At 62.3% G+C, this 22,262-nt stretch carries 19 protein-coding genes; 13 read left to right on the top strand and 6 right to left on the bottom strand.

All coding sequences use genetic code 11. From position 1 onward, the window contains the following. The first annotated feature begins 57 nt into the window (after window positions 1-57). Window positions 58-2,310 (top strand): NADP-dependent malic enzyme, encoded by a 2,253-nt coding sequence (locus BLW62_RS07490; protein ID WP_090506503.1) that lies wholly within the window; start codon window positions 58-60, stop codon window positions 2,308-2,310. A gap of 119 nt (window positions 2,311-2,429) precedes the next feature. Beyond that, entirely contained in the window at window positions 2,430-4,334 is a 1,905-nt protein-coding gene (locus BLW62_RS07485) for a Hef-associated nuclease (protein ID WP_090506502.1), read from the top strand. 614 nt (window positions 4,335-4,948) lie between these two features. Here BLW62_RS07485 and BLW62_RS07480 read toward each other — a convergent pair. Continuing rightward, window positions 4,949-5,272: a ribbon-helix-helix protein gene (locus tag BLW62_RS07480; RefSeq protein WP_090506501.1), complete on the bottom strand. Its 324-nt coding sequence runs from the start codon at window positions 5,270-5,272 to the stop codon at window positions 4,949-4,951. Window positions 5,273-5,461: 189 nt separating this feature from the next. On the opposite strand from BLW62_RS07480, the gene BLW62_RS07475 reads away from it, so the two are divergent. Together BLW62_RS07475 and BLW62_RS07470 are read left to right on the top strand one after the other, a co-directional pair. After that, complete coding sequence (locus tag BLW62_RS07475) at window positions 5,462-6,397, top strand: HhH-GPD family protein (RefSeq protein ID WP_090506500.1); 936 nt, start codon at window positions 5,462-5,464, stop codon at window positions 6,395-6,397. Window positions 6,398-6,472: 75 nt separating this feature from the next. After that, window positions 6,473-7,060, top strand: a complete 588-nt coding sequence (locus tag BLW62_RS07470) for an NADPH-dependent FMN reductase (RefSeq protein ID WP_090506499.1) — start codon at window positions 6,473-6,475, stop codon at window positions 7,058-7,060. Window positions 7,061-7,088: 28 nt separating this feature from the next. Here BLW62_RS07470 and BLW62_RS07465 read toward each other — a convergent pair whose 3' ends face one another. Continuing rightward, entirely contained in the window at window positions 7,089-7,733 is a 645-nt protein-coding gene (locus BLW62_RS07465) for a hypothetical protein (RefSeq protein ID WP_090506498.1), read from the bottom strand. Between the two features lie 427 nt (window positions 7,734-8,160). Between BLW62_RS07465 and BLW62_RS07460 the strand changes: the two genes are divergently transcribed. The 6 genes from BLW62_RS07460 to BLW62_RS07435 all read left to right on the top strand — a co-directional run bounded on the left by BLW62_RS07460 (window position 8,161) and on the right by BLW62_RS07435 (window position 15,601). After that, window positions 8,161-8,742, top strand: coding sequence for a hypothetical protein (locus tag BLW62_RS07460; protein ID WP_090506497.1), 582 nt, complete (start codon window positions 8,161-8,163; stop codon window positions 8,740-8,742). A gap of 95 nt (window positions 8,743-8,837) precedes the next feature. After that, on the top strand, window positions 8,838-9,908 hold the full coding sequence (locus BLW62_RS07455) for a DNA-methyltransferase (protein WP_090506496.1): 1,071 nt from the start codon (window positions 8,838-8,840) through the stop codon (window positions 9,906-9,908). A gap of 34 nt (window positions 9,909-9,942) precedes the next feature. Then, entirely contained in the window at window positions 9,943-10,272 is a 330-nt protein-coding gene (locus BLW62_RS07450; RefSeq protein ID WP_090506495.1) for a cupin domain-containing protein, read from the top strand. A 27-nt stretch (window positions 10,273-10,299) separates the two neighbouring features. Beyond that, window positions 10,300-11,973: a gamma-glutamyltransferase family protein gene (locus BLW62_RS07445; protein ID WP_090506494.1), complete on the top strand. Its 1,674-nt coding sequence runs from the start codon at window positions 10,300-10,302 to the stop codon at window positions 11,971-11,973. Between the two features lie 70 nt (window positions 11,974-12,043). After that, window positions 12,044-15,190, top strand: a complete 3,147-nt coding sequence (locus BLW62_RS07440) for a PAS domain-containing protein (protein WP_090506493.1) — start codon at window positions 12,044-12,046, stop codon at window positions 15,188-15,190. 114 nt (window positions 15,191-15,304) lie between these two features. Further along, window positions 15,305-15,601 (top strand): HalOD1 output domain-containing protein, encoded by a 297-nt coding sequence (locus BLW62_RS07435; RefSeq protein WP_090506492.1) that lies wholly within the window; start codon window positions 15,305-15,307, stop codon window positions 15,599-15,601. 123 nt (window positions 15,602-15,724) lie between these two features. On the opposite strand, the gene BLW62_RS07430 is transcribed toward BLW62_RS07435, so the two are convergent. Then, on the bottom strand, window positions 15,725-16,405 hold the full coding sequence (locus tag BLW62_RS07430; protein WP_090506491.1) for a type 1 glutamine amidotransferase domain-containing protein: 681 nt from the start codon (window positions 16,403-16,405) through the stop codon (window positions 15,725-15,727). Window positions 16,406-16,554: 149 nt separating this feature from the next. Here BLW62_RS07430 and BLW62_RS07425 point away from each other — a divergent pair, with 149 nt between their 5' ends. Further along, on the top strand, window positions 16,555-17,097 hold the full coding sequence (locus tag BLW62_RS07425; RefSeq protein ID WP_090506490.1) for an Hsp20/alpha crystallin family protein: 543 nt from the start codon (window positions 16,555-16,557) through the stop codon (window positions 17,095-17,097). An 81-nt stretch (window positions 17,098-17,178) separates the two neighbouring features. On the opposite strand, the gene BLW62_RS07420 is transcribed toward BLW62_RS07425, so the two are convergent. Continuing rightward, window positions 17,179-18,183, bottom strand: a complete 1,005-nt coding sequence (locus BLW62_RS07420) for a DHH family phosphoesterase (RefSeq protein ID WP_090506489.1) — start codon at window positions 18,181-18,183, stop codon at window positions 17,179-17,181. Between the two features lie 215 nt (window positions 18,184-18,398). Between BLW62_RS07420 and BLW62_RS07415 the strand changes: the two genes are divergently transcribed. Beyond that, window positions 18,399-19,583 carry a thiolase domain-containing protein gene (locus tag BLW62_RS07415; RefSeq protein WP_090506488.1) on the top strand — a complete coding sequence of 395 codons (1,185 nt, stop codon included), beginning with the start codon at window positions 18,399-18,401 and terminating at the stop codon, window positions 19,581-19,583. After that, window positions 19,583-21,010 (top strand): zinc ribbon domain-containing protein, encoded by a 1,428-nt coding sequence (locus BLW62_RS07410; protein ID WP_090506487.1) that lies wholly within the window; start codon window positions 19,583-19,585, stop codon window positions 21,008-21,010. Before BLW62_RS07415 ends, BLW62_RS07410 begins: the two co-directional genes overlap by 1 nt. A gap of 233 nt (window positions 21,011-21,243) precedes the next feature. Here BLW62_RS07410 and BLW62_RS07405 read toward each other — a convergent pair whose 3' ends face one another. Both BLW62_RS07405 and BLW62_RS07400 read right to left on the bottom strand, forming a co-directional pair. Beyond that, complete coding sequence (locus BLW62_RS07405; protein WP_076581799.1) at window positions 21,244-21,459, bottom strand: DUF8015 family protein; 216 nt, start codon at window positions 21,457-21,459, stop codon at window positions 21,244-21,246. 340 nt (window positions 21,460-21,799) lie between these two features. After that, complete coding sequence (locus BLW62_RS07400; RefSeq protein ID WP_090506486.1) at window positions 21,800-22,228, bottom strand: DUF3054 domain-containing protein; 429 nt, start codon at window positions 22,226-22,228, stop codon at window positions 21,800-21,802. Between the last annotated feature and the right edge of the window lie 34 nt (window positions 22,229-22,262).

Below are 22,262 nucleotides of genomic sequence, written 5' to 3'. Positions count from 1 at the left end.
TATACTCCTAATGGTACTAGCGAGGGGCTTTTCGGGAACCTACTCGTAATCGAGTATATGTCACTAGACGAAGATTCACTCGACTATCATCGTGAGGACCTGCCTGGGAAGATCGAGATCCGGACGACGAAATCGACGACCACCCAGCGCGATCTCTCGCTCGCGTACTCACCCGGCGTCGCCGCGCCGTGTCGGGAGATCGCCGACCGAGCGGACGATGCCTACCAGTACACGGCCAAAGGCAATCTCGTCGGCGTCGTCTCGAATGGCTCCGCCGTGCTCGGACTGGGCGATATCGGCGCGCAGGCCTCCAAACCGGTCATGGAGGGGAAAGGCGTCCTCTTCAAACGCTTCGCCGACATCGACGTTTTCGACATCGAACTCGAGCACGACGACGCCGACGCGTTCGTCGAATCGGTCGCAGCCATGGGCGCGACCTTCGGCGGGATCAACCTCGAGGACATCGCCGCCCCCGAGTGCTTTCGAATCGAAGAGCGCCTGCGCGAGCGAATGGACATTCCCGTCTTCCACGACGACCAACACGGCACCGCGATCATCTGCGGGGCAGCACTGTTAAACGCCGCCGACATCGCCGGCAAAGACCTCGAGGACCTCTCCGTGACGTTCTCCGGGGCGGGTGCAGCAGCCCTCGCGACCGCGCGATTCTTCGTCTCGCTCGGGATCGAGAAAGAGAACATCACGATGGTCGATATCGACGGCGTTCTGACGGCCGAACGGGCAGAATCCGGCGATCTCGACCCCTACAGCCGCGAGTTCGCCCGCGACGTCCGCGACGACGGCCTCGAGGGCGCACTCGAGGGTGCGGACGTGTTCGTCGGCCTCTCGGTCGGCGGCATCGTCAGCGAGGCGATGATCCAATCGATGGCGTCCGATCCGATCGTCTTCGCGATGGCCAACCCCGACCCCGAAATCGACTACGAGACGGCCAAGAACGCCCGAAACGACGATGTCATCATGGCGACGGGGCGCTCTGACTACCCGAATCAAGTCAACAACGTGCTCGGCTTCCCCTTCATCTTCAGAGGTGCGCTCGACGTGCGTGCGGCCGAGATCAACGAGGCGATGAAAGTCGCGGCCGCGAAAGCCATCGCCGACCTCGCGAAAGCCGACGTGCCAGACGCCGTGCGCAAGGCCTACGGCGACCAACCTCTGCAGTTTGGCCCCGAGTACATCATCCCGAAACCCCTCGATCCGCGGGTCCTCTTCGAGGTCGCGCCCGCCGTCGCTCGCGCCGCGATGGACTCCGGTGCCGCCCGAACCGACATCGACCCTGAGGAGTACGTCGAGGGACTCGAGGCCCGACTCGGCAAATCGCGCGAGATGATGCGAACCGTGTTCAACAAAGCGAAGAGCGACCCGAAACGGATCGCACTAGCGGAGGGTGGCAACGAGCGAATCATCCGGGCGGCGGCACAGATCGCCGATCGTGAGATCGCTGACCCCGTGTTGATCGGCGACGCGACCGAGATCGAGACGACGATTTCGGTCCTCGGCCTCGAGTTCGAGCCTGACGTCGTCGACCCCGACACGAGCGAACCCGAGGACTACGTGGAATCGCTCTACGAACGTCGCCAGCGAAAGGGCGTGACGAGAACCGAAGCGACGGAGCGGATTCGCGATAGCAACTACTTCGCGTCGGTGATGGTCGATCAGGGCGACGCGGACGCCATGCTGACGGGATTGACGAATCACTATCCCTCCGCGCTGCGGCCGCCGCTGCAGGTGATCGGGACCGCCCCCGAGACCGACTACGCCGCTGGCGTCTACATGCTCACGTTCAAGAATCGCGTCGTCTTCCTCGCGGACACGACGGTCAATCAGGATCCGGACGAGGAAGTCCTGGCCGAGATCACCCGTCACACGGCCGACCTCGCTCGCCGGTTCAACGTCGAGCCACGGGCGGCCCTGCTCTCGTATTCCGACTTCGGCAGCGTCGACAACGAGGGAACGCGAAAACCCCGCCGTGCTGCGCGGCGACTCCGGGACGATCCTGCAGTCGACTTCCCCGTCGACGGCGAGATGCAAGCCGACACCGCCGTCGTCGAAGACTTCCTCACCGGCAGCTACGAGTTCAGCGACCTCGAGGAGCCCGCAAACGTGTTAGTCCTGCCGAACCTCGAGGCCGGGAACATCTGCTACAAACTCCTTCAGCGACTGGGCGGTGCGGAAGCGATCGGCCCGATGCTCGTCGGCATGGATCGGCCGGTTCACGTCCTCCAGCGAGACGACGACGTGAGCGACATCGTCAATCTGGCTGCAGTTGCGACCGTTGACGCACAGGACGATTGAGCGAATGAAACAGGCGGGTCGGAAATCCGACCGACCTCACTTCGACGGGCGGTGTGGGCGCTGTGGGTGCTCCCTTCTTGACAAGGGTTATACGCGACCGCCCCAAATGACAGGGCAAGATGACACGTGAGTCCGCCGGGGAACCCGGCACAGATGACGGGGATTCCGTCGTCTACGAGCTTGCCCCCGAGTGTACGATCGAGGACGTCGAAGAGGATCAACAGTATCTCGCCGAAATTAACGGTATCGTCGACTACGGTATCTTCGTCGATCTCTCCGAATCCGTCTCCGGTCTCGTCCACGAATCCGTACTCGAGGGTACCTACGGCGTCGGCGACGAACTCGTCGTCACGCTCGAGAGCGTCCGCGACAACGGCGACGTGGCCTTCGAACCCGTCGACATCGACGACTACACGCTCGAGCAGGTCGATCACGACTACTCTCTGACCGCCACCGACCGACTCGAAGCGACCATCGGCGAGCAGGTGCACATCGAAGGCGAAATCGTTCAGGTCAAACAGACCGGCGGCCCGACTATCTTCCACGTCGCCGACGAAGCCGGCGTCGTCCCCTGTGCGGCCTTCGAGGAAGCCGGCGTGCGAGCGTATCCGTCCATCGAGGTCGGCGACATCGTCCGTATCACCGGCACGCCCGAACACCACGAGAACTCCGTGCAGGTCGAAGCCGAGGGCCTCTCGAAACTCGAGGGCGAGGACGCTGAGGAGGCTCGCGAGCGACTCGAGGACGCACTCGAAGCGCGCGCCGAACCTCACGACGTCGAACCGCTGATCGACTGGGAGGCGTTCGAGAAGCTCCGACCGAACCTCAAGGAAGTCGCTCAGCTCCTCCGGCGCACCGTCTTGCAGGGACGCCCGATTCGCGTTCGACACCACGCCGACGGAGACGGCATGTGTGCCGCCGTCCCGGTTCAAATCGCCCTCGAGCGGTTCATCAGCGAGGTTCACGAGGACGAGAACGCGCCGCGTCACCTCATCAAACGCCTGCCCGCGAAGGCACCGTTCTACGAGATGGAAGACGCGACGCGAGACCTCAACTTCGCGCTCGAGGATCGCGAGAAGCACGGTCAGCAGCTTCCGCTTCTCTTGATGCTGGACAACGGCTCGACGGCCGAAGACGTCCCAGCCTACGAGACGCTGGCGCACTACGACATTCCGATCGCCGTCGTCGACCACCACCACCCCGACCCCGACGCGGTCGGCGACCTCCTCGACGCCCACGTCAACCCGTACCTCCACGACGAGGACTACCGGATCACGACGGGGATGTGCTGTGTCGAACTCGCCCGAATGATCTACCCGGACATCACGGACGAACTTCGCCACGTCCCCGCCGTCGCCGGCCTCTCGGATCGCTCGAAGGCCGACGCGATGGAGGACTACCTCGCACTCGCAAACGAGGAGGGCTACGACGAGCAGCGCCTTCAGGATCTGAGCGAAGCGCTCGACTACGCCGCGTTCTGGCTGCGATACAACTCCGGTGATCAGTTGATCCAGGACCTCCTCCAGATCGACAGCGACGACGAAGAGCGCCACCGCGAACTCGTCTCCTTCCTCGCGGAACGCTCTCGCGCGGACGTCGACGAGCAACTCGATGCCGCGATGTCTCATCTCGAGCACGAAGACCTGAACAACGGCGCACACCTCTATCGGATTGACGTCGAGAACTACGCCCACCGGTTCACCTACCCTGCACCAGGCAAGACTACTGGCGAGATTCACGACCGCAAAATCGAGGAAACCGGCGACCCCGTAATCACGGTCGGCTACGGCCCCGACTTCGCCGTCCTTCGCTCCGACGGCGTTCGACTGGACATCCCGAACATGGTCTCGGAACTCGAGGACGAGATTCCCGGCGGCGGCGTCTCCGGCGGCGGCCACCTCGTCGTCGGTTCGATCAAGTTCGTCAAAGGCAAACGCGAGGAAGTGATCGACGCCCTCGTCGACAAGATGGAAGACGCCGAAATCGACGAAGCGCTCTCGAGTGCAGCGCCGATCGACGACTGACGATTCACGACTGACGATTCACGACTGACGACCGTCGACTATCGACTGACGGCAGATGGCCGACAGTCACCGGCTGGCGATCGCTGGGTCTTTTCCCGACACTGTTCGTCTGTGTGGGCGCTACAAGGGTAGACGAGAGGCCGCTCGGACGCCAGTAACCGACATCCTCGCACAAAAGATTCGTCTCGCGAGTCGTCGACAGTACCGTACGAGTGCCGGTGGTCAGTTGTCGTTACGTAGCCGTCTCTGGACTCGAGTTAGTCCGCACCGTGGCGTGGCGTGAAGCCACAGTCGGGACACTCGAGTGAGTCATACTGGAGTGCATACGTGCCAGTACACTCGGGACAGCGGAGGTCTGCATCGGTTGGGGAATGACTGATAGCCACGTCGGGACAACAGCACGCGACGGTAATAAGTTCGTCCGTTATTTGTGTGGAATAATCGTCTGACTGGAGTGTCTATCGATGCAGTCTGTCGAAGAAACCGAACCGATCGACCGCGAAACCGATGCGATAGTAAAACCGAATGCACGCGAGTGATTTTCGGCTGCCAGGAGCGTGTTTCCGGGAACTGATCGAAAAAGAGCGAGAGCAACCCACCTACTGAGAGGGAGGTTAGAACTGATACCGCCGTTCGTCGTCCATACTCGGGTACTGATCCGCACCGGTCATCTGCTCGAAGGTCATCCCTGAGAGATACTCGTCGTAGGTCACGTCGTACTCGGAGCGAAGCTGAAAGTCGAGTTTTCCGGTGTCGACGGTCGTCTGGAAAAACATGTGGATCGCGCGCCGAACGAGTTCGTCGGTGTCCTCGGGGTCGAGTGCCGCCTCGAGCAACGCGAGTTCGTTCTGTGCCTCTCGGTCCAGTGAGACGGACACGTCGTCGTCGATCGATCGATACGAATCCTGTACGTTCTCGGTGAGATCGTCGAGACTCATAGCAGGGAGAACTCGAGCCGAGGGGATATGGGTTTCGTGCTCGAGGCGTTCGGGTCCATCGCGGGGGAGTTGACGTCGGCGTTCCTCACGAGATGCTAACTGCGGAAATCGTCGGCCCGTTCGCGGCGAATACGGGAGTGGCCGCCGAGAATCACCACGCCTAAACGAGGGCTGTCCCTACGACGGACGATGACCGAGCGCGACGACGCCGTCAGTCTCGGCGAGGCCCACGACCTCGAGGCCGTCCGAGACGCCCTCGTCGAGTGGTACGAAGCCGACCACCGCGACTTTCCGTGGCGGCAGACGGACGACCCATACGCCATCCTCGTGAGTGAGGTGATGAGCCAGCAGACCCAACTGGGCCGCGTCGTCGAGGCCTGGGAGGAGTTCCTCGAGCGCTGGCCGACGACGGCCGCCCTCGCCGCGACGGATCGCGCGGACGTCGTAGGCTTCTGGACGGACCACAGTCTGGGCTACAACAACCGAGCGAAGTATCTCCACGAATCGGCCCAGCAGGTCGAATCGGAGTACGACGGCTCGTTTCCGGAGTCGCCCGAGGAGCTACAGGAGTTGATGGGCGTCGGTCCCTATACCGCGAACGCCGTCGCGAGTTTCGCGTTCAACAACGGCGATGCGGTCGTCGATACGAACGTCAAACGCGTCTGCTATCGCTCCTTCTCCGTTCCCGACGACGACGCGGCGTTCGAGACGGCTGCGAACGACCTCATGCCCGACGGCCGTTCCCGGGTCTGGAACAACGCGATCATGGAACTGGGCGGCGTCGCCTGCACCCAGACGCCTCGCTGTGACGAGGTTGGCTGTCCGTGGCGCGAGTGGTGTGACGCCTACGCGAGCGGGGACTTTACGGCCCCCGACGTGCCAACCCAGCCCAGTTTCGAGGGCAGTCGCAGACAGTTTCGCGGCCGGGTAATCGGGACGCTACGTGAGTACGACGAACTCGAGGTCGACCCCCTCGGCCACCGAATTCGCGTCGATTACGCCCCCGACGGCGAGTACGGCCGCGAGTGGCTCACGGGACTCCTCTCCGACCTCGAGGACGACGGACTGGTAACCCTCGAGCGAGGGGGATCTCCGGCGGAGACGGTTGCACGGTTGCAGCGGTGACAACGGGACAACTGAGTGGGGCAGACCTGCATTTCCGACCACGTTTATTTGTTCCTCGCACTCGTCACTCGGGTTATGACGAACGTTCACGTCGTTGCCGTCTGCGGAAGTCTTCGTGACGACAGCGCGACGCGTCTCGGCCTCGAGTGCGTCCTCGAGGCCGCCCGAGCGGGAAGGGCGACGACCGAACTGATCGATCTCCGCGAGTACGAACTGCCGATTTTCGATGCGGATCAGGATCGAGAAGACGCGGGCGATGCCGACGTGCTCGCGAGCCAACTGCGAGACGCCGACGCGATTATCCTCGGCTCGCCGATGTACCACGGTTCGTACTCCTCGCCGCTGAAGACGGCGCTCGATTACTGCGGATTCGACGAGTTCAGAGACACCACAGTCGGGTTGCTCGCCGTCTCCGGCGGGGCGTTTCCCGTCACGGCACTCGAGCACATGCGATCCGTGTGTCGAGCGCTCAACGCGTGGGTGATCCCCCACGAGGCAGCGGTCGCGAACTCACACAGCGCGTTCGAAGACGGCGAGTTCGTCGACGAGGACCTCGAGGAGCGAGTTGCGACCCTGGGTCGGCGTGCCGTCCAGTACGCGACGATCGAACCGGATCCGGATTCGTTCCAGAGCGATCAGAACATCGGTGCGGAAGGGAAGTAAGCGACGGTGGGAACGACCGAGGCCGAGATTAGGACTCGAGCAGGTGCACGAATCGTCGCTGATGGGCGAGGAAGGCGAATACGCCGAAGCACAGCAGTCCGAGTTGCACCGCCTCGATGTGGAAAACGACCGTCGTGATCTCGAGGGAGAGCGGCGGCGTCGCGACCGTCCACTCGACGAGCCACGCGGAGACGAGTAACGACGCGGCACCGATGGCGAGTAACAGGCCAGGGACGAACGAGGTTGGAGAGCCGTCAGCGGGCCGTCGAAGCCGGAAGGCGCGGCGTTCGAATGCGAATTGACTCACGAGTATGCCGACGAGGAGAATTGTTGCGACGAAAATTCCGGCATGGCCGCCGACAGTTTCGGCGACGAGCAACCAGACGATCCAGCCGGCACACAACAGGAGTGGGGCACCGAGTCGCCGAGGATGTAACAGATCGTCGAGGTTCCGTATCGTGACGCCGAAAACGCCCGCCCTGAGGAGTGAGCCACAAAAAAGGATGCCAAGCCCGGCGAGTGCCGTCGATGCGGAGCGTCCCCCACTCACGAGAACGAACCAGAGACCGACGGCGGCCGTCTCCACCAGTGCCGCCGTGAGGGCTGCGCTCACACCGACGACCCGCCGTTGAGTCGTTTGACCCAAGACGCCGGGTTGACGGATGACGCTCATAGACACCTCCACTCGCGGAACCCTTTTCGTTATGGAAGACATTAACTCACGCAGTCTCGTCAGTGTAGATATATACGGCGGGAAGTCAGTTATTTCGAACACGAGTTCGCTCTGGCACGCGGAAGGCGTCGAACGACGGCGGTCGACACTCCGTGCCAGACGCTCGAGGAGCGAATCGACGATCCGCCTCGCTACAAATCGGGTCGAGTTGTCGGCCCGGACAGCCCGTCAGGACCCCAGTAGGCGACGAACCCGGCGAGTAGCACTGTTGGGATCCGATCAAATCCCGAGTCGAGTGAACACTCGAGTAGGTGGTGGTTACTCGCTCGAACGGCGGTGAGTAGTCGTGATGTAATCGACATCGCCGGAGTGCAGGCGATCGAAACGTTGGATAGAATTATTTACGGGGGTGTGGTCGGGAGCGACTATGCCTACAACTGAGGAGCAAGACGAGACGTTATCGGAAATCGTCGTCAGGGAAGCAGTCGGGATGGGAATGGACTCTCCCCTCCGCGATTCGATCCTCGAGGCCGTCGAAGACGCCGAGGGGAAGACTGGAAGCGACCGAAATCTGCCACTCGCCGGCGCACTCTTTGGCGTCGGTAGCGCACTCGGCTTTCTCGCCGGTCGACGCTCACACGAACTCGAGGTCGAATCGCTCGAGGACATCGACGAACCCGACATTATTCAGAACGCACTCGAGGAGACGAGAGCCAGTGACGAGGGGATGATGGGCGGTGAAGAAGGAACGATGGGCGAAACGGAGACCGAAGGAGAAGACGGCGGTGGCTCGAGTAAGATCGGACGACTGCTACTCGCCATCGGGCTGGTCGCCGGTATCGCGATTCTTCGCCAGCGACTCTCCTCCGACGAGAAAGAAGAGTGGGAACCAATCGAGGAGTTCGAACCGGCGACGAGCGACGAGGACGACGAGGACACCGAGGACGAGAGCGAGAACGACACGATGGAAGCGCAAGCCGAATCGAGCGACGACGAAACGGAAGAGTAACTGCGACGACGGATCCCATTTTCCGAGACTCGAAGGAGTCGACGACAGTCGTCCTGCGAAGAAGCTAAGGGGGCGACGCCGACAGTGTCTATCGAATGGAGACGACCCACCGTGTTTTCGTCGGTGACTCTCGAGCCCTCGAGTCCGTCGACGACGAATCAGTCGAACTCGTCGTCACGTCGCCACCGTATCCGATGATCGAGATGTGGGACGACCTCTTTACGAGTCTCGACCCGGCGGTCGGAGAGGCGCTCGAGGCCGGTGACGGCCGGGCGGCGTTCGAGGCGATGCACGCCCAACTCGACGCCGTCTGGGACGAACTCGAGCGCGTGCTCGTCGACGGCGGAATGGTCTGTCTCAACGTCGGTGACGCGACTCGCTCGCTCGAGGAGAGCTTTCGCGTCTACCCGAATCACGCGCGCGTCCTCGAGGCCTTCGAAGCGCGCGGGTTCGATCCGTTGCCGGACGTGCTCTGGCGCAAACCGGCCAACAGCGCGGCCAAGTTCATGGGCAGCGGGATGATCCCGCCAAACGCCTACGTGACCCTCGAGCACGAGTACGTGCTGATCTTTCGGAAGGGCGGGGAGAGCCGGGAGTTCGAACCCGGTGCGGACCAGCGCTACGAGGCGGCGTACTTCTGGGAGGAGCGAAATCAGTGGTTCTCCGACGTCTGGACGGACGTCCAAGGCGAACTCCAATCGCTCGCCGACGGGAGTGGCGACGACCTCCGCGAGCGATCCGCGGCCTACCCCCTCGAGATTCCCTACCGGCTGATCTGTATGTACTCGGCGTACGGCGACACCGTTCTCGACCCCTTCTGGGGAACCGGAACGACGTCGCTCGCCGCGATGTGTGCGGGTCGGGACTCGCTTGGCTCCGAACTCGAGGACGCGTTTCTCGAGGTGTTCACCGACCGCATCGACGACGTCTCGACGCTCTCACACGCCGTTGCTCGAGCGAGACTCGAGCGACATCGCGAGTTCGTCACGCGTCGCCGCGAGGACGGCGAGACGTTCGAGTACGAGGCGACCCACTACGAGACGCCGGTCGTTACGAAGATGGAACGAGACATTCGATTCCACGAAGTCGCCGCAGTCGACTCGATCTCCCAAAATTTGGATGATGAGTACGGCTACCGGGTCGAACACGCACCGCTCTCCGAGTAAGTACGTTTTTTGGACCGACCGACGAAGAGGAGGTATGATCGACGACGAATACACGGCAGCACTCCCAGCACTGGATCCCGACGATGGCGAACTCGAAACCGCAGAACTCGTCGTTAGCGACGACGTACTCGTCAAGGCGTTCGCTCTCGGGCCGGGTGCCGAACTCGAGGCACACGAACACGCGAGCAGTACGAACGTCTTTCACGTTCTCGAGGGGACGGTGACGGTGCTGCGCGATGGCGAGAGCGAGTCGATCGACGCCCCCGGCGTCGTCCTTCACGAACGCGGCGCGATCCACGGAGCCCGAAACGACACCGACGAGACGGTCACCTTCACCGCGAGCCTCTGTCCGCTTCCATCATAACTTAGTTCACCCGCACTAACTCCGGGTATGACCGAGGATTTCGACCTGGATCGGTTCGACTCGAGACGATCGACCGTCTACGGAAACCGCGGGATGGTCGCGACGAGTCAACCCCTCGCCGCACAGGCGGGCGTTTCGATTCTACAGGACGGCGGCAACGCATTCGACGCAGCCGTCGCCACGGCTGCTGCGCTCAACGTCGTCGAACCCACGTCGACCGGACTGGGCGGCGACGTCTTCGCACTGTATCGCACGGCCGACGGCGAGGTCGGCGCGATGCGCTCGTGTGGGGGCGCACCCGCCGACGCCACCATCGAGAACGTCCGCGGCGCACTCGAGGACACCGACAGTGAAACGCTCGAGGGGTACTACCCGGAATCTCGGGGCTACGCGGTCGACAGCGCCTCGGACGCCGACGAGTTGGGCATGCCGTTTCTCGGCCCGCACGCGGTGACGGTGCCGGGGACGGCTCGCGGCTGGGAAGCGACGGTACAGGAACTGGGCCGACTCACGCTCGGAGATGCCCTCGAGCCAGCGATCGAGTACGCGACCGAGGGCTATCCCGTCTCGCCGGTGATTTCTTACTACTGGGAGGGCGCGAAAGACCTCTTCACCGACGAGAACGCTCGAGAGGCCTACCTCTTCGACGGGGACACTCCTGACGCGGGGGAGACGGTCACGCTCCCACAACTCGGAGAATCGATGCGAACGATCGCCGAAGACGGAGCCGACGCGTTCTACGAGGGCGAGATTGCCGACGCAATCGTCGAGGAGATCCAATCGGCGGGCGGATTCTTGACGCACGACGATCTGGCGTCGTTCGAACCCGAGTTCGTCGACCCGGTCAGCACGACGTATAACGGCGCGGAGGTCTGGGAACTCCCGCCGAACAATCAGGGACTCGTCGCACTCGAGGCGCTGAACATCGCCGAAGAGATCGGCGCTGGCGAGCACCCCTACGACTCGCCCGAACGCGTCCACGCCTTCGCCGAAGCGATGAAACTCGCGTTCGTCGACGGCCACCACTACATCACCGACCCCGAGTTCGAGGAGATTCCGCCCCTCGCCTCGAAATCCTACGCTCGAGAACGCGCTCAGGGAATCGGCGAGACGCCGATTCAAGATCCCGAAGTCGGCGTACCAAACGCCAACGCCGAGGACGCCGACACCGTCTTGTTGACCGTCGGTGACGAGGAGGGGAATCTCGTCTCCTACATCAACTCGCGCTTCGCCGGCTTCGGCAGCGGCCTCGTCGCGGGTGAGACGGGAATCGCCCTGCAAAATCGCGGCGCGTCGTTCTCGCTCGACTCGAGTCATCCCAACAGCCTCGAACCGGGCAAGCGGCCGTTTCACACACTCGTCCCGGCCATCGCGAGGTTCGATACGGATGATTGGGCCGCATTCGGCGTCATGGGTGGGTACATGCAACCACAGGGGCACGTACAGGTGATCTCGAACATCGTCGACTACGGGATGACCCCGCAGGCAGCACTCGACGCGCCGCGCTGGCGATACCGAGAGAGCGGTTCGCTCGGCGTCGAGGACAGACTCTCGCAACTCCCGAAACTCGCGCGGATGGGTCACGACGTCGACGTCCTCCCGCCCGTTATGTTCGGTGGAGCACAACTCGTCCGGTATCGAGACGGCACACTCGCTGGCGCAACCGAGCCGAGAAAGGACGGGAACCCCATCGGTTATTAGACGTTCTTCTACGCTGTATCTATTGCATCGTCAACAGGAGGTTTTTACCTTCTCCCAACCCAGACGAACTATGGACCGACGCCTCGAGGGTCCTGAACCGGTCCACGTTCGAGCGCTCGTCGTTGGCTCGTCGCCGTGGCTCCACCAAGCAGCGACGGAACTCTCGGCAGATTCCATCATCGTCGACGGTCCACTCCCCTCGGCTACGGACCTCGAGATGGACAGATTCGACGCGACCGACTGTCTCGTAACGGACGAACGCGAGGTGCTCACCACGGTCAGCGACGCGTGTCCGGTCGTTTACGCCATCGACGACCTGAACGAAGTCCCACTCGAACGACTTCGGACCGACGGTGCGACGGATTTCGTTCGGAAGACGCTGCCCATCGAGTCCTCGATGCTCGCCCATCGCGTCCAACAGGCCGCCACACTGGGCGCTAAAACCCGAACCGTTCAACGACAGCGACGGTGGTACCAGGCGTTGATCGAACAGTCGTCGGACCTCATCGTCGTTGCCGACTCGAAGGGAACGATCACCTACGTCGAACCATCGGTCGAACGAGTCGGTGGGTACGACGCTGACGAGTTACGCGACAGCCACCTCACCGACGCCGTCCACGCAGAAGACGTCGCGATGGTCGAAGCCGCGTTCGAGGAACTCTGTGAGGAACCATACGGAACGACGAAACGGCTGACGTACCGGTGTCGACACGCGAACGGCGACTGGTACATCCACGAAGCCACGCTGACTAATTGGCTCGAGGACGAGGATATCAACGGTATCGTCGCATCGATTCGCGACATTACGGCCCTCCACCAGGCAGAACAGGAGTTAGACGAAGCGATGGATCGGGTCGGCGACGCGTTCTACACGCTCGACTCGGAGTGGCGGTTCACCTACATCAACGACCACGCGGCAGCACTCTTCGACGTCGATCCGGAGGCCGTCCTCGGCGTCAAGATTTACGACCTCTTCCCGAATATTCTGGGGACAGCGTTTCAGCCGGCAGCGGTCGAAGCCATGGAAACGCGCGAAGCGGTCTCCATCGAGCGATACTACGAGCCGATGGAGACGTGGTACAGCGCCCGGATGTATCCCTCTTCGTCCGGCATTGCAGTCTACTTTACCGACGTGACCGAGCGCATCGAACGAAAACGAGCGCTCAGAGAGCGAACGGAACGACTCGAGATGCTCGCACAGAACCTCCCGGTGATCCTGTTCGTCCACGAAACGGACGGGACGATTTTGCTCGCAGAGGGTCGCGGCCTCGAGAAAGTCGAGCGACTCTCCGACGACGTCGTCGGAGAGTCGATCTTCGATGTTTTCAGCGATCACTCGACCATTCTCTCGGATACGATGGCCGCAATAGGAGGTGAACAGTCACACTCACAGATCCGTCTCGACGACCGGGTCTTCGAATCGTGGTGGCGGCCAGTGACCGACGAGGGAGTCGTCGAACGCGTCATCGGCATCGCGGTCGACGTCACCGAGCGTGCGCAGTACCAGGAGGCGCTCAACGCCCTCCACGAGGCGACGAATCACTTGTTGACGGTCGAGTCGAAACAAGCCGCGTGTGAGTACATGGTCGACGTCGCGAGCGACGTCCTCGATATCGAGAGCGTCGTCTATCGCTTCGACGACCACCACAACGAACTCGTCCCGGCGGCGTACTCACACGCCTTCGAAACGAACTTCGGTCAACCCGATGAGCACACTCCCGACGACGGACTCGTGTGGCAGACGTTCGTCGACGGGGCACCGACACTCGTCGACGACCGTACGGATACCGGCGGGACACACCCCGACCGCGCTCGAAGCGGGCTGTACGTGCCGATCGGTGAACACGGCGTCCTCGTCGCCTTCGAGACCGAGACGAACCACTACGATGACGAGACGTACGAACTAGCCCAACTCTTCGCGACGACCGCCGAAGCCGCGCTCGACCGAATCTCCAGAACGCGTCGACTTCACGGCCGCGAACGCACACTCAAACGACAAAATATCCACCTCGAGCAGTTGAACGAGGCGAATGCGGTCAGGCAGGATATCGAGCAGTTGCTGTTGATGGCCGACGACCGAGCGGAAATCGAACGCGGCATCTGCGAGCGTCTCGCAGCCCTCGAGGAGTGTTCGTTCGTCTGGTTCGGTGAGCCGGACCCGGGTGGCCACGAACTCGAACCACGAGCTAGTGCTGGTCGAGAGCATACCTACCTCGACACGATTTCGGTGACGACCGTCGACGACTCCGCGGCCGAACCAGCGGGACGGACAGCGCGAACGCGAACGCCGACCTACGCCGAAAACGTCGCAGACTCCGTGCGTGATGGTACCTGGCGCGTCGAAGCGCTCTCGCGAAATTATCAGTCGGTCTACGCCGTTCCGATCGTCTACGACGACTTCCTCTACGGCGTCGTCGCCATTTACGGTGACGACCGCGACGCGTTCGACGAACCGCTGCGTGACACGCTCGCCGAACTCGGCGAAACGATCGCCTACGCGATCACCGCCACCAAACGAAAAACCGCGCTCGCCGACAGCGGCGTCGACACCGTCGAACTCGAGATCGAACTCACGGGCGACTCGCTGTTTCGTCGCCTCGCTGGCGCGCTCGAAACCCGACTGACGTTCGAGGGAGCGACGATTCGAGACGACGGAGAGCCGACAGTTTTCGCCGTCGCCAACTCCGATGCGGTGACCGAGCACTCGAGTGACCTTCGCTCACTCGAGGGAGTCCACGACGCTTCGATTATCGCCGAATCCGAGGACGAAACCTTGCTCCAGCTTCAGTGTTCGGAGCCGTTTCTCGGTTCGGTCGTCGACACCGACGGTGGAACGTTGCGGACGTTCGTCGCAACGGACGACGAGACGCGAGCCACTATCGAGGTTCCCGAATCCATCGAGGTGAGAGAGCTCCTCTCCGGTCTGAATCGACGTGGGTTCTCGGCGTCGATGGTGGCACGCCGAGAACAGTCGACGACCCAGCCGACGATCGACGTCGCTGCGCGCAACGCGTTACTCGCGGAACTCACCGACAGACAACAGGAGGTCGTTCAAACGGCGTACCACGGCGGATACTTCGAGTGGCCACGTCACACGAACGGTGACGAACTGGCCGATTCACTCGGAATCTCGCCGCCTGCGTTCCACAAGCACGTCAGAGCCGTAGAGCAGAAGCTGTTCGCGACGATATTCGACGAAACGGTATCCGAGGGTTAATCAGTTAACCCCGGTTTGGACTGGCGGCTACTCAATTAACGAGTAGGCTCTTTAGTGAGAACGGTGAACGACAGTTGAGTTCCCATTGACCGCACTGGGGGTGCGCAAAACTACATGACAGAGATGACATCACCACAGACTGCACACTCGGCGGAGTACGACACTGTGCAGTACGATCAACTCGACTCCGAACCGCTGAGCGTGACGATCGTCACCGCCGTTGCGACGTTTTGCAACGAGGAGGTGACCGAACTCGAGCCACTTCACTACACCGTCAATACCGATGCGCTCGAGCGACTGTTCGAACCCCGAGCGAACGGGGTGCGATCCGAGGGAGCGCTCATTTTCGAGTACAACGACTGTTTGATCACCGTCCGTGCCGACGGCGAAATTCGAATCGAATCGGCGTAGCAGATCCACAATAGCGCTCGTATTCCGTCCAGCAACCGCTGAGACGTTCGTCTCGAAGACGACACATCACGGATGACAGACGGACGGATGGACGATCGAGAGCAAACCGAGCGAGTACGAACCTTACGCGTCCAGTTCCTCGAGAAGCGTCTGCGCTGCGGCACTCGAGGACTCGGGACCGCGGGCAGTAACGAGATCTCCGTCGACGGTCACGCTCGTGTCCGCCTCGAGTTCGGCGTCCCAGTTGCCGCCCGCGGCGATCACTTCGTCCTCGACCCAGTAGGGGAGTTTTCGACCGGTCGGCATGACGTCGTTCTCGTCGACGATGTCTTCTTCCCACTCGTTCGGGAAGCCGGTCACGTCGCGGCCGTTGACGACGAACGCGCCCTGACTATCACGAGCGAACGCGAGAATGCCGACGGCGTGACAGACAACGAGCGCCTTGCCGTTGTCACCAGCGACAGCGTCGCGGAGGAGTCTGCGGGCGTCACTGTCCTGGTTGACGTCCCACTCGGTGCCGTGGCCGCCGGGGAAGACGACGGCGTCGTACGCCTCGGCGTCCGCCCGCGCGGTCGGAATCGGATCGTTCAATCGCTCGTCGTTCTCGTGAACCTCTCGGACGTGCTCGGCGGTTTCCTCCCCGACCTCGTCGGGGTCGGCCGACGTCTCGTCGAGTTCCGGGGGACCGCCCGACGGCGTCGCGACCGTAATCTCGAGTCCGGCATCCGAGAGCGTCTCGAGCGGTTCGATACATTCCTCTCCCCAGTAGCCTTCCTCGCTGACGACGAATAGTGCTGAATCCATACCTCTTCCTACGGCGAGGAGCCTAAAAACGACCAGCCCCTCCCTCGGTTCTGCCGCAATCACGCAGTTCAACACATTCGACGCAGAGAGGCTCACTCACGCTATGAGTGGCCTTTTTTGTGATTGGTAGTGAACATCTCACGAGAACCATGGAAGACAGATCGAATCCACTGGAGGGGCTCGAGGAACTCCTCGAGCGATTGAATCGACAACTCGAGACGGCCGTCCGGTCCTGGGAATCCGAGTTCGACACCAGAAGCCACCTCGATCTTTCCGTCGGCGAGTCGGCGATACGGCTGGATCTCGCCGATCACGGCGATTCGTTCGTCGTCACCGTCGACGTCCCCGGATTCGAGACCGACGACCTCGAGACGAGACTCCGTGGGGAGACACTCGAGATCAGTGGCGAGCGCGAGCAGGTGCGAACGCCACGACACGAAATCGATGACGAACCCGATACTGATGAGGAGGTCGGCGACGAGACCGAAGGCGATGAGCGAACGCAACTGGCCGACGCGACGGCGGAGTACATTCGCCGTGAACGAGAGGTGACATCGTTCAGTCGTCGCATTCGGCTTCCAGATCCAGTCGACCCGGACGACGTAACAGCATCACTCAACAACGGCATCTTGACGGTCACCATCCCGAAACGCGACTCGACCAGTGGGTCACACACCATCGATATCGAGTGAACGAGATGCCACGCCGAATCCCTGTCGACCACGACCGACGGCCGCCACAGCAGGTGTGCGCACAGATCGACTGGCGGGCCCTCACCGGTCATCGTCGAGGTTCAGCGCGTCGAAGAAACGACGAGTAAGTCGCCCGCCGGCGAACGCGAGCAACGCGTCCGTGTCGTTCGAATCGTCGGCGAAGAGGCCGAGTCCGATACGACCGCCCGCCATATCGTGGTGTCCGCCGACAGGTCCGAGGTCGCCGAAGGCGCTATCGAGGGTCTCACCGATGTGTACTCGCGGATCGATCGAACGCGCGCTGAGTCGAATCGCGTCTTCGATGATTCCGTAGACGAGGACGGTATCGACGCCCTCGAGGTTCAGCAAGTAATCAGCCGCCTGCGGGAGCGCGTCCGTTTCGGTCGTTCTGCCGACGCTCGCCGCGAGTGAGGAGCCACGCCGTTCTCGAGTCGCGATGGCGTGACCGATCGCGTCGATCGTTCCCGGCGAGAACGCGCTCCCGTAGAGTTGCTCGAGCGTCTCGAGGTCGGCATCCGGATAGACTGTCAATGCAGCCTCGTACTCACGTATCGTCGGTGTGCGGACGAAATCCAGTCGTTCGCGATGAAGGGCAAAGAGGAGCGCCGACGCCAGTCGCGTCGTCAGTTCCGTCTCGAGTTCGGAGAGGTACTCGACGAAAATCGTCGCCGTCGCGCCGACTTCCGCACGAATGTCTTCGAAGGGGGCCTCGACCGGCTCGCCGGGGTGGTGATCGACGACGATGTCGGGCGTAATCTGTGCCGGCAGTTCCGTGTTGGATCCGGGCTGGGAGTGGTCGACGAACGCGATACAGTCGTAGTCGTCGATCTCGAGGTGGTCGATCGACTCGAGCGAGATGTCGATCATATTGACGAACGCACGGTTTTGCTGGTGAGAGATGTCGCCGCCGTAGGTAATCGTCACCTCCACCACCCCGTGATCGGTTGCGATTCGTTCGAGTGCTAGTGCACTGGCGAGACAGTCAGGATCTGGGTTGTCGTGACAGACGATCGCCACCGAGTCGACCGACTCGAGGATAGAGACGAGTTCCGCCGCGCGGGACATACAACCGCTGTACGCGAGCAAGACGCTTGAATGCCCTGACGAAACGTGAACGAACCCGTGTGCAATCTCGGATTGATTCGGCGTAGCATCCCAATACAGCGTGTCGACCCTGTGAACGTCTCGAGTGACGGACTGATTTTATCGTCGATACCGTCGTCGGACACGATTCGACACAAGTGTGCACTTATTTCACACCGGGGAGCACACCCTTGGATATGCGAGACGCATACCTCGTCGGTGCGGGGCAGTCTGACTACGGGGCCTTCCCCGAGGAAAGTTACCGGTCGCTGTTCCGAACGGCGTTCGAAGCAGCGACGGAAAGCGTACCACGCGGCCTCGAGCCGGGAGATATCGACGAAGCGTTCGTTGGAAACCTCGGCGTCGGTGGACGACAACTCGGTCTCTCCGGGCCAGCAGTTACCGAGCACGTCGGACTCGACGGCGTGCCGTGTACGCGAGTCGAAAACGCCTGTGCAGCGAGTGGGTTCGCGACGCGTCAGGCCGTTCAAGCGGTCAAATCGGGCATGGCCGATGTCGCCCTCGCTGGCGGGTTCGAAATTATGTCCGACATGAGTTCCGACGCGACGAAGTACTGGCTCGGCGTCTCCGGGGAGACGGAGTGGGAGCGACTCTCGGGCACCACCTTCTCCGGCGTCTACGCCCAGATGGCCAGCGCACACATGGACGAGTACGACACCACGCGCGAACATCTCTCTCGCGTCGCCGTCAAGAACCACTCGAACGGCGCGAAGAACCCCCACGCACAACTGGGCTTCGAGTGTTCGCTCGAGGACGCACAGTCGGCGCCGGTCGTCGCGGATCCGCTGAACCTCTATCACTGCTGTCCGACCTCCGACGGGGCGGCCTGTGCCCTGATCGTCAGCGAGGACGTCGTCGACGAGTACACGGACGAGCCGATTCGCGTCGCCGGCGTCGGCGCGGGCAGCGACAACGTCGGTCTCTTCCAACGAGACTCCTACACCGGCGTGCCTGCGACCCAACACGCAGCGGAGACGGCCTACGAGATGGCCGACATCGAGCCGGAGGAACTCGACTTCGCCGAGGTCCACGACTGTTTCGCCATCGCTGAGTTGCTGGCCTACGAGGACCTCGGCTTCTGTGAGAAAGGTGAATCCGGACAGCTAATCGAATCCGGTGCGACCGAACTCGGCGGCGAGATTCCGGTCAACACCTCGGGCGGGCTCAAGTCGAAGGGCCACCCCATCGGCGCGACGGGTGCCGGTCAGGTCGTCGAAGCGTTCAAACAGCTCACCGGCGCTGCGGGTGAGCGCCAGGTCGAGAACCCGACCCGCGGACTCACGCACAACGTCGGCGGCAGTGGTGGCGCGTCGGTTGTTCACATCTTTGAGCGCGAGCAGGAAACGGAGGTGAGCGCGTGATGACGGCTGCGATCACCGGGGTCGGTGCGTACGCGCCTCGGTTCCGGATCGACGCGGAGGCGTTTCAGGACGCCTGGGGCCAGTTCCAGGCCGCCGGCGTCACGGAAAAGGCCGTCGCCGCTGCCGACGAAGACGCGCTGACGATGGCCTACGAGGCCGCCGGCCGCGCGCTCGAGGCCGCCGACGTCGACCCCGAGACGGTCGACTGGCTCGCATTTGCGTCCTCGACGCCGCCACTCGCAGAGGAGGACCTCACCGCCCGCCTCGGCGCCATGCTCGAGGTTTCCGATTCCGCCACACGACACGTCTTTACGGGCAGCACGCGGGCCGGAACCCGCGCCCTCTGGGCCGGAATGGACGCCCTCGAGGCCGATGCATCGACCGGGCTGGTCGTCGCGGCCGACGCACCGCAGGGCGACCCGGACGATGGGATCGATCACGCTGCCGGTGCCGGTGCAGCCGCGTTCGTCCTCGAGCGAGACGGGCCCGCCGAGATCGTCGACCGTGCCGAGTACGCGACGCCGTACCCCGGGACGCGATTCCGAGCGACTGGCGAGGACGCAACACAGGGACTCGGCGTCACGCAGTACGACCGATCGGCGTTCACCGAAACGATCGGCGGAGCCGTCTCCGGACTCGAGGTCGATCCCGATCCGACGGCCGTGGCGATTCAGGCACCAGACGGCAAACTCCCCTACCGCGCAGCGGGGGCAGCGGGCGTCGGAACGGACGAGATCCAAGCAGCGGCGACAGTTCACGAACTCGGCGACCTCGGCGCGGCGAGCGTTCCCGTCTCGCTGGCCAGCGCGCTCGAAGACGGCTACGAGCGCGTTCTCGGCGTCTCTCACGGTAGCGGCGCGGGCGCGGACGCCTTCGTCGTCGACGTGGACGGAGACGTTCCCGCGGAGACGACACTCGAGAGCGACGAATCACTGTCCTACGCGGAGTACCTGCGCCAACGTGGTGTCGTCACGACCGGTCCGCCCTCGGGCGGGGGTGCATACGTGAGCGTCCCTTCGTGGCATCGATCGATTCCCCAGCGTTACACCCTCGAGGCCGGCCGCTGTCCCGAGTGTGGCTCGCTCGCGTTCCCGCCGGAGGGAGCGTGTGCGGATTGTAACGCACTCGAGGAGTACGAACCGGTCACCCTCTCTGGCGAGGGCGAAATCGAGGCGGTGACGACGATTTCACAGGGCGGTGCGCCACCCGAGTTCGCCGAGCAGCAGGGTCGTTCCGGTGACTACGCGGCGGCAATCGTCGCCCTCGAGTCGGGAGATGGCGACGAAACGGCCAGTATCGCGGCGATGGGAACTGACGCAGCACCCGATGCGTTCGCCGTCGGCGATCGGATCGAGACGACGATTCGACGCGTCTACACCCAAGAGGGCGTGACACGCTACGGGTTCAAGGTCAGACCTGCGGAGTAAGGTCTCTCGCATTTTTAGAACGGATTTACTCACAAACGACGCCGGTAGCGGCTGAGACTGCGGTTCGAATCTGATAAGCGCCTGAGACTACATTTCGAATCGGTGATAAGCGCCAGCTCACACGCGTTCGAATCGGCGGTGGATCAACGGTCAGTTGAACTAGTTGGAACGCTCGAGTCCGAAATACCTGCAGAGGCGAGAGCGGGGAGAGAGGAAAAGAGCAGTCGCGACAGTTAGTCAGCGTTGATCGGCGGGTGAGTGGACTGGGGTTCCTCCGGAACGTCCGCAGGCGCGTTGACGAACATTGCGTGACCGATGATCGCCATCGACACGAACGCACCGATCGGCACCGCAGTCGTCAGAGACAGACCAACCAACGCGAGGGCAGCGGTGATACCGATCAGTGCGACTGGGATGAGGCCGAGAACAATGTCGTAATATCCAGTCATAATGTAACGTATAGTATGATAGATAGGCATATAAGTGTTTCTCATACCTACGTGATAGTGAATTCGTTTCTAACCAGTATCCAAGCAATAAGAGCTACATAACTTATGCAGAGGTTATTTGGGGCCAAGCGAGGATCATTCTATCGGCTCCCACCATTATTTAACTCAATATACCAGCAATAGGAGAGAGGTAACGGGCCTATACCCCGAAATATTTGATCCTGATGTCGATTCAGGGTAATATCAGAACCAACGACAATACCAGGACGAGAATTGTCTTCCCAGTACAATTTATAATCGTCTGGAACCTGACATACGAAGATGACCGAGCGCGTCGGAATTAGGTGTCGGTAGAGGGAGAGACGTACGCGAACCCAATCCGCCACCCGACGAGGAGGACGAGACCAAACGCCGAGATGACGAGTGGGAACGGCCACGCCGCAGTGTCGCCGAAGACCGACTGGCGAAGCACTAATCCGACGTTCGCGGCAGCGAGCCACGCGACGGTCGCCAGACGCGTCGTTTCCCAGACTGACGTCGAAATCGGTCGCGTGTAGAGACCAGCCAGCGCGGCGACGACGACCCATCCCACGACGAACGGTGCCAGCGCCTCGAGCGCACCGAACGGTTGCTCGAGCGGGTTCATCCCGTGCTCGAGTTGGCCGACGAGCACTAACGCGGTGAGTACGAGGAGGTCACCGGCCACGAGTGTGAACGTCCGTCGGTCGGCGCTCCCAACGCGCGTGGACAGTCGAGTTGCGGACTCCATACCGTTTACTCCTCGCCGAACGACTATTGGTGTC

Origin of the sequence: Natronorubrum sediminis (assembly GCF_900108095.1) — an archaeon.
In the GTDB taxonomy this organism is placed as follows: domain Archaea; phylum Halobacteriota; class Halobacteria; order Halobacteriales; family Natrialbaceae; genus Natronorubrum; species Natronorubrum sediminis.
The sequence above is the reverse complement of the archived record's forward strand: the minus strand, read 5'-3'. Positions and strand labels throughout refer to the sequence as shown.

Bases quoted from the DNA above. Each gene is read 5' to 3' on its own strand.
- BLW62_RS07425 (WP_090506490.1), top strand. From the start codon at position 16,555: ATGGAAGACAGATCGAATCCACTGGAGGGGCTCGAGGAACTCCTCGAG.
- BLW62_RS07465 (WP_090506498.1), bottom strand. From the start codon at position 7,733: ATGAGCGTCATCCGTCAACCCGGCGTCTTGGGTCAAACGACTCAACGG.
- BLW62_RS07400 (WP_090506486.1), bottom strand. From the start codon at position 22,228: ATGGAGTCCGCAACTCGACTGTCCACGCGCGTTGGGAGCGCCGACCGA.
- BLW62_RS07480 (WP_090506501.1), bottom strand. From the start codon at position 5,272: ATGAGTCTCGACGATCTCACCGAGAACGTACAGGATTCGTATCGATCG.
- BLW62_RS07420 (WP_090506489.1), bottom strand. From the start codon at position 18,183: ATGTCCCGCGCGGCGGAACTCGTCTCTATCCTCGAGTCGGTCGACTCG.
- BLW62_RS07485 (WP_090506502.1), top strand. From the start codon at position 2,430: ATGACACGTGAGTCCGCCGGGGAACCCGGCACAGATGACGGGGATTCC.
- BLW62_RS07430 (WP_090506491.1), bottom strand. From the start codon at position 16,405: ATGGATTCAGCACTATTCGTCGTCAGCGAGGAAGGCTACTGGGGAGAG.
- BLW62_RS07450 (WP_090506495.1), top strand. From the start codon at position 9,943: ATGATCGACGACGAATACACGGCAGCACTCCCAGCACTGGATCCCGAC.
- BLW62_RS07435 (WP_090506492.1), top strand. From the start codon at position 15,305: ATGACAGAGATGACATCACCACAGACTGCACACTCGGCGGAGTACGAC.
- BLW62_RS07475 (WP_090506500.1), top strand. From the start codon at position 5,462: ATGACCGAGCGCGACGACGCCGTCAGTCTCGGCGAGGCCCACGACCTC.
- BLW62_RS07445 (WP_090506494.1), top strand. From the start codon at position 10,300: ATGACCGAGGATTTCGACCTGGATCGGTTCGACTCGAGACGATCGACC.
- BLW62_RS07410 (WP_090506487.1), top strand. From the start codon at position 19,583: ATGACGGCTGCGATCACCGGGGTCGGTGCGTACGCGCCTCGGTTCCGG.
- BLW62_RS07415 (WP_090506488.1), top strand. From the start codon at position 18,399: ATGCGAGACGCATACCTCGTCGGTGCGGGGCAGTCTGACTACGGGGCC.
- BLW62_RS07470 (WP_090506499.1), top strand. From the start codon at position 6,473: ATGACGAACGTTCACGTCGTTGCCGTCTGCGGAAGTCTTCGTGACGAC.
- BLW62_RS07455 (WP_090506496.1), top strand. From the start codon at position 8,838: ATGGAGACGACCCACCGTGTTTTCGTCGGTGACTCTCGAGCCCTCGAG.
- BLW62_RS07460 (WP_090506497.1), top strand. From the start codon at position 8,161: ATGCCTACAACTGAGGAGCAAGACGAGACGTTATCGGAAATCGTCGTC.
- BLW62_RS07405 (WP_076581799.1), bottom strand. From the start codon at position 21,459: ATGACTGGATATTACGACATTGTTCTCGGCCTCATCCCAGTCGCACTG.
- BLW62_RS07440 (WP_090506493.1), top strand. From the start codon at position 12,044: ATGGACCGACGCCTCGAGGGTCCTGAACCGGTCCACGTTCGAGCGCTC.
- BLW62_RS07490 (WP_090506503.1), top strand. From the start codon at position 58: ATGTCACTAGACGAAGATTCACTCGACTATCATCGTGAGGACCTGCCT.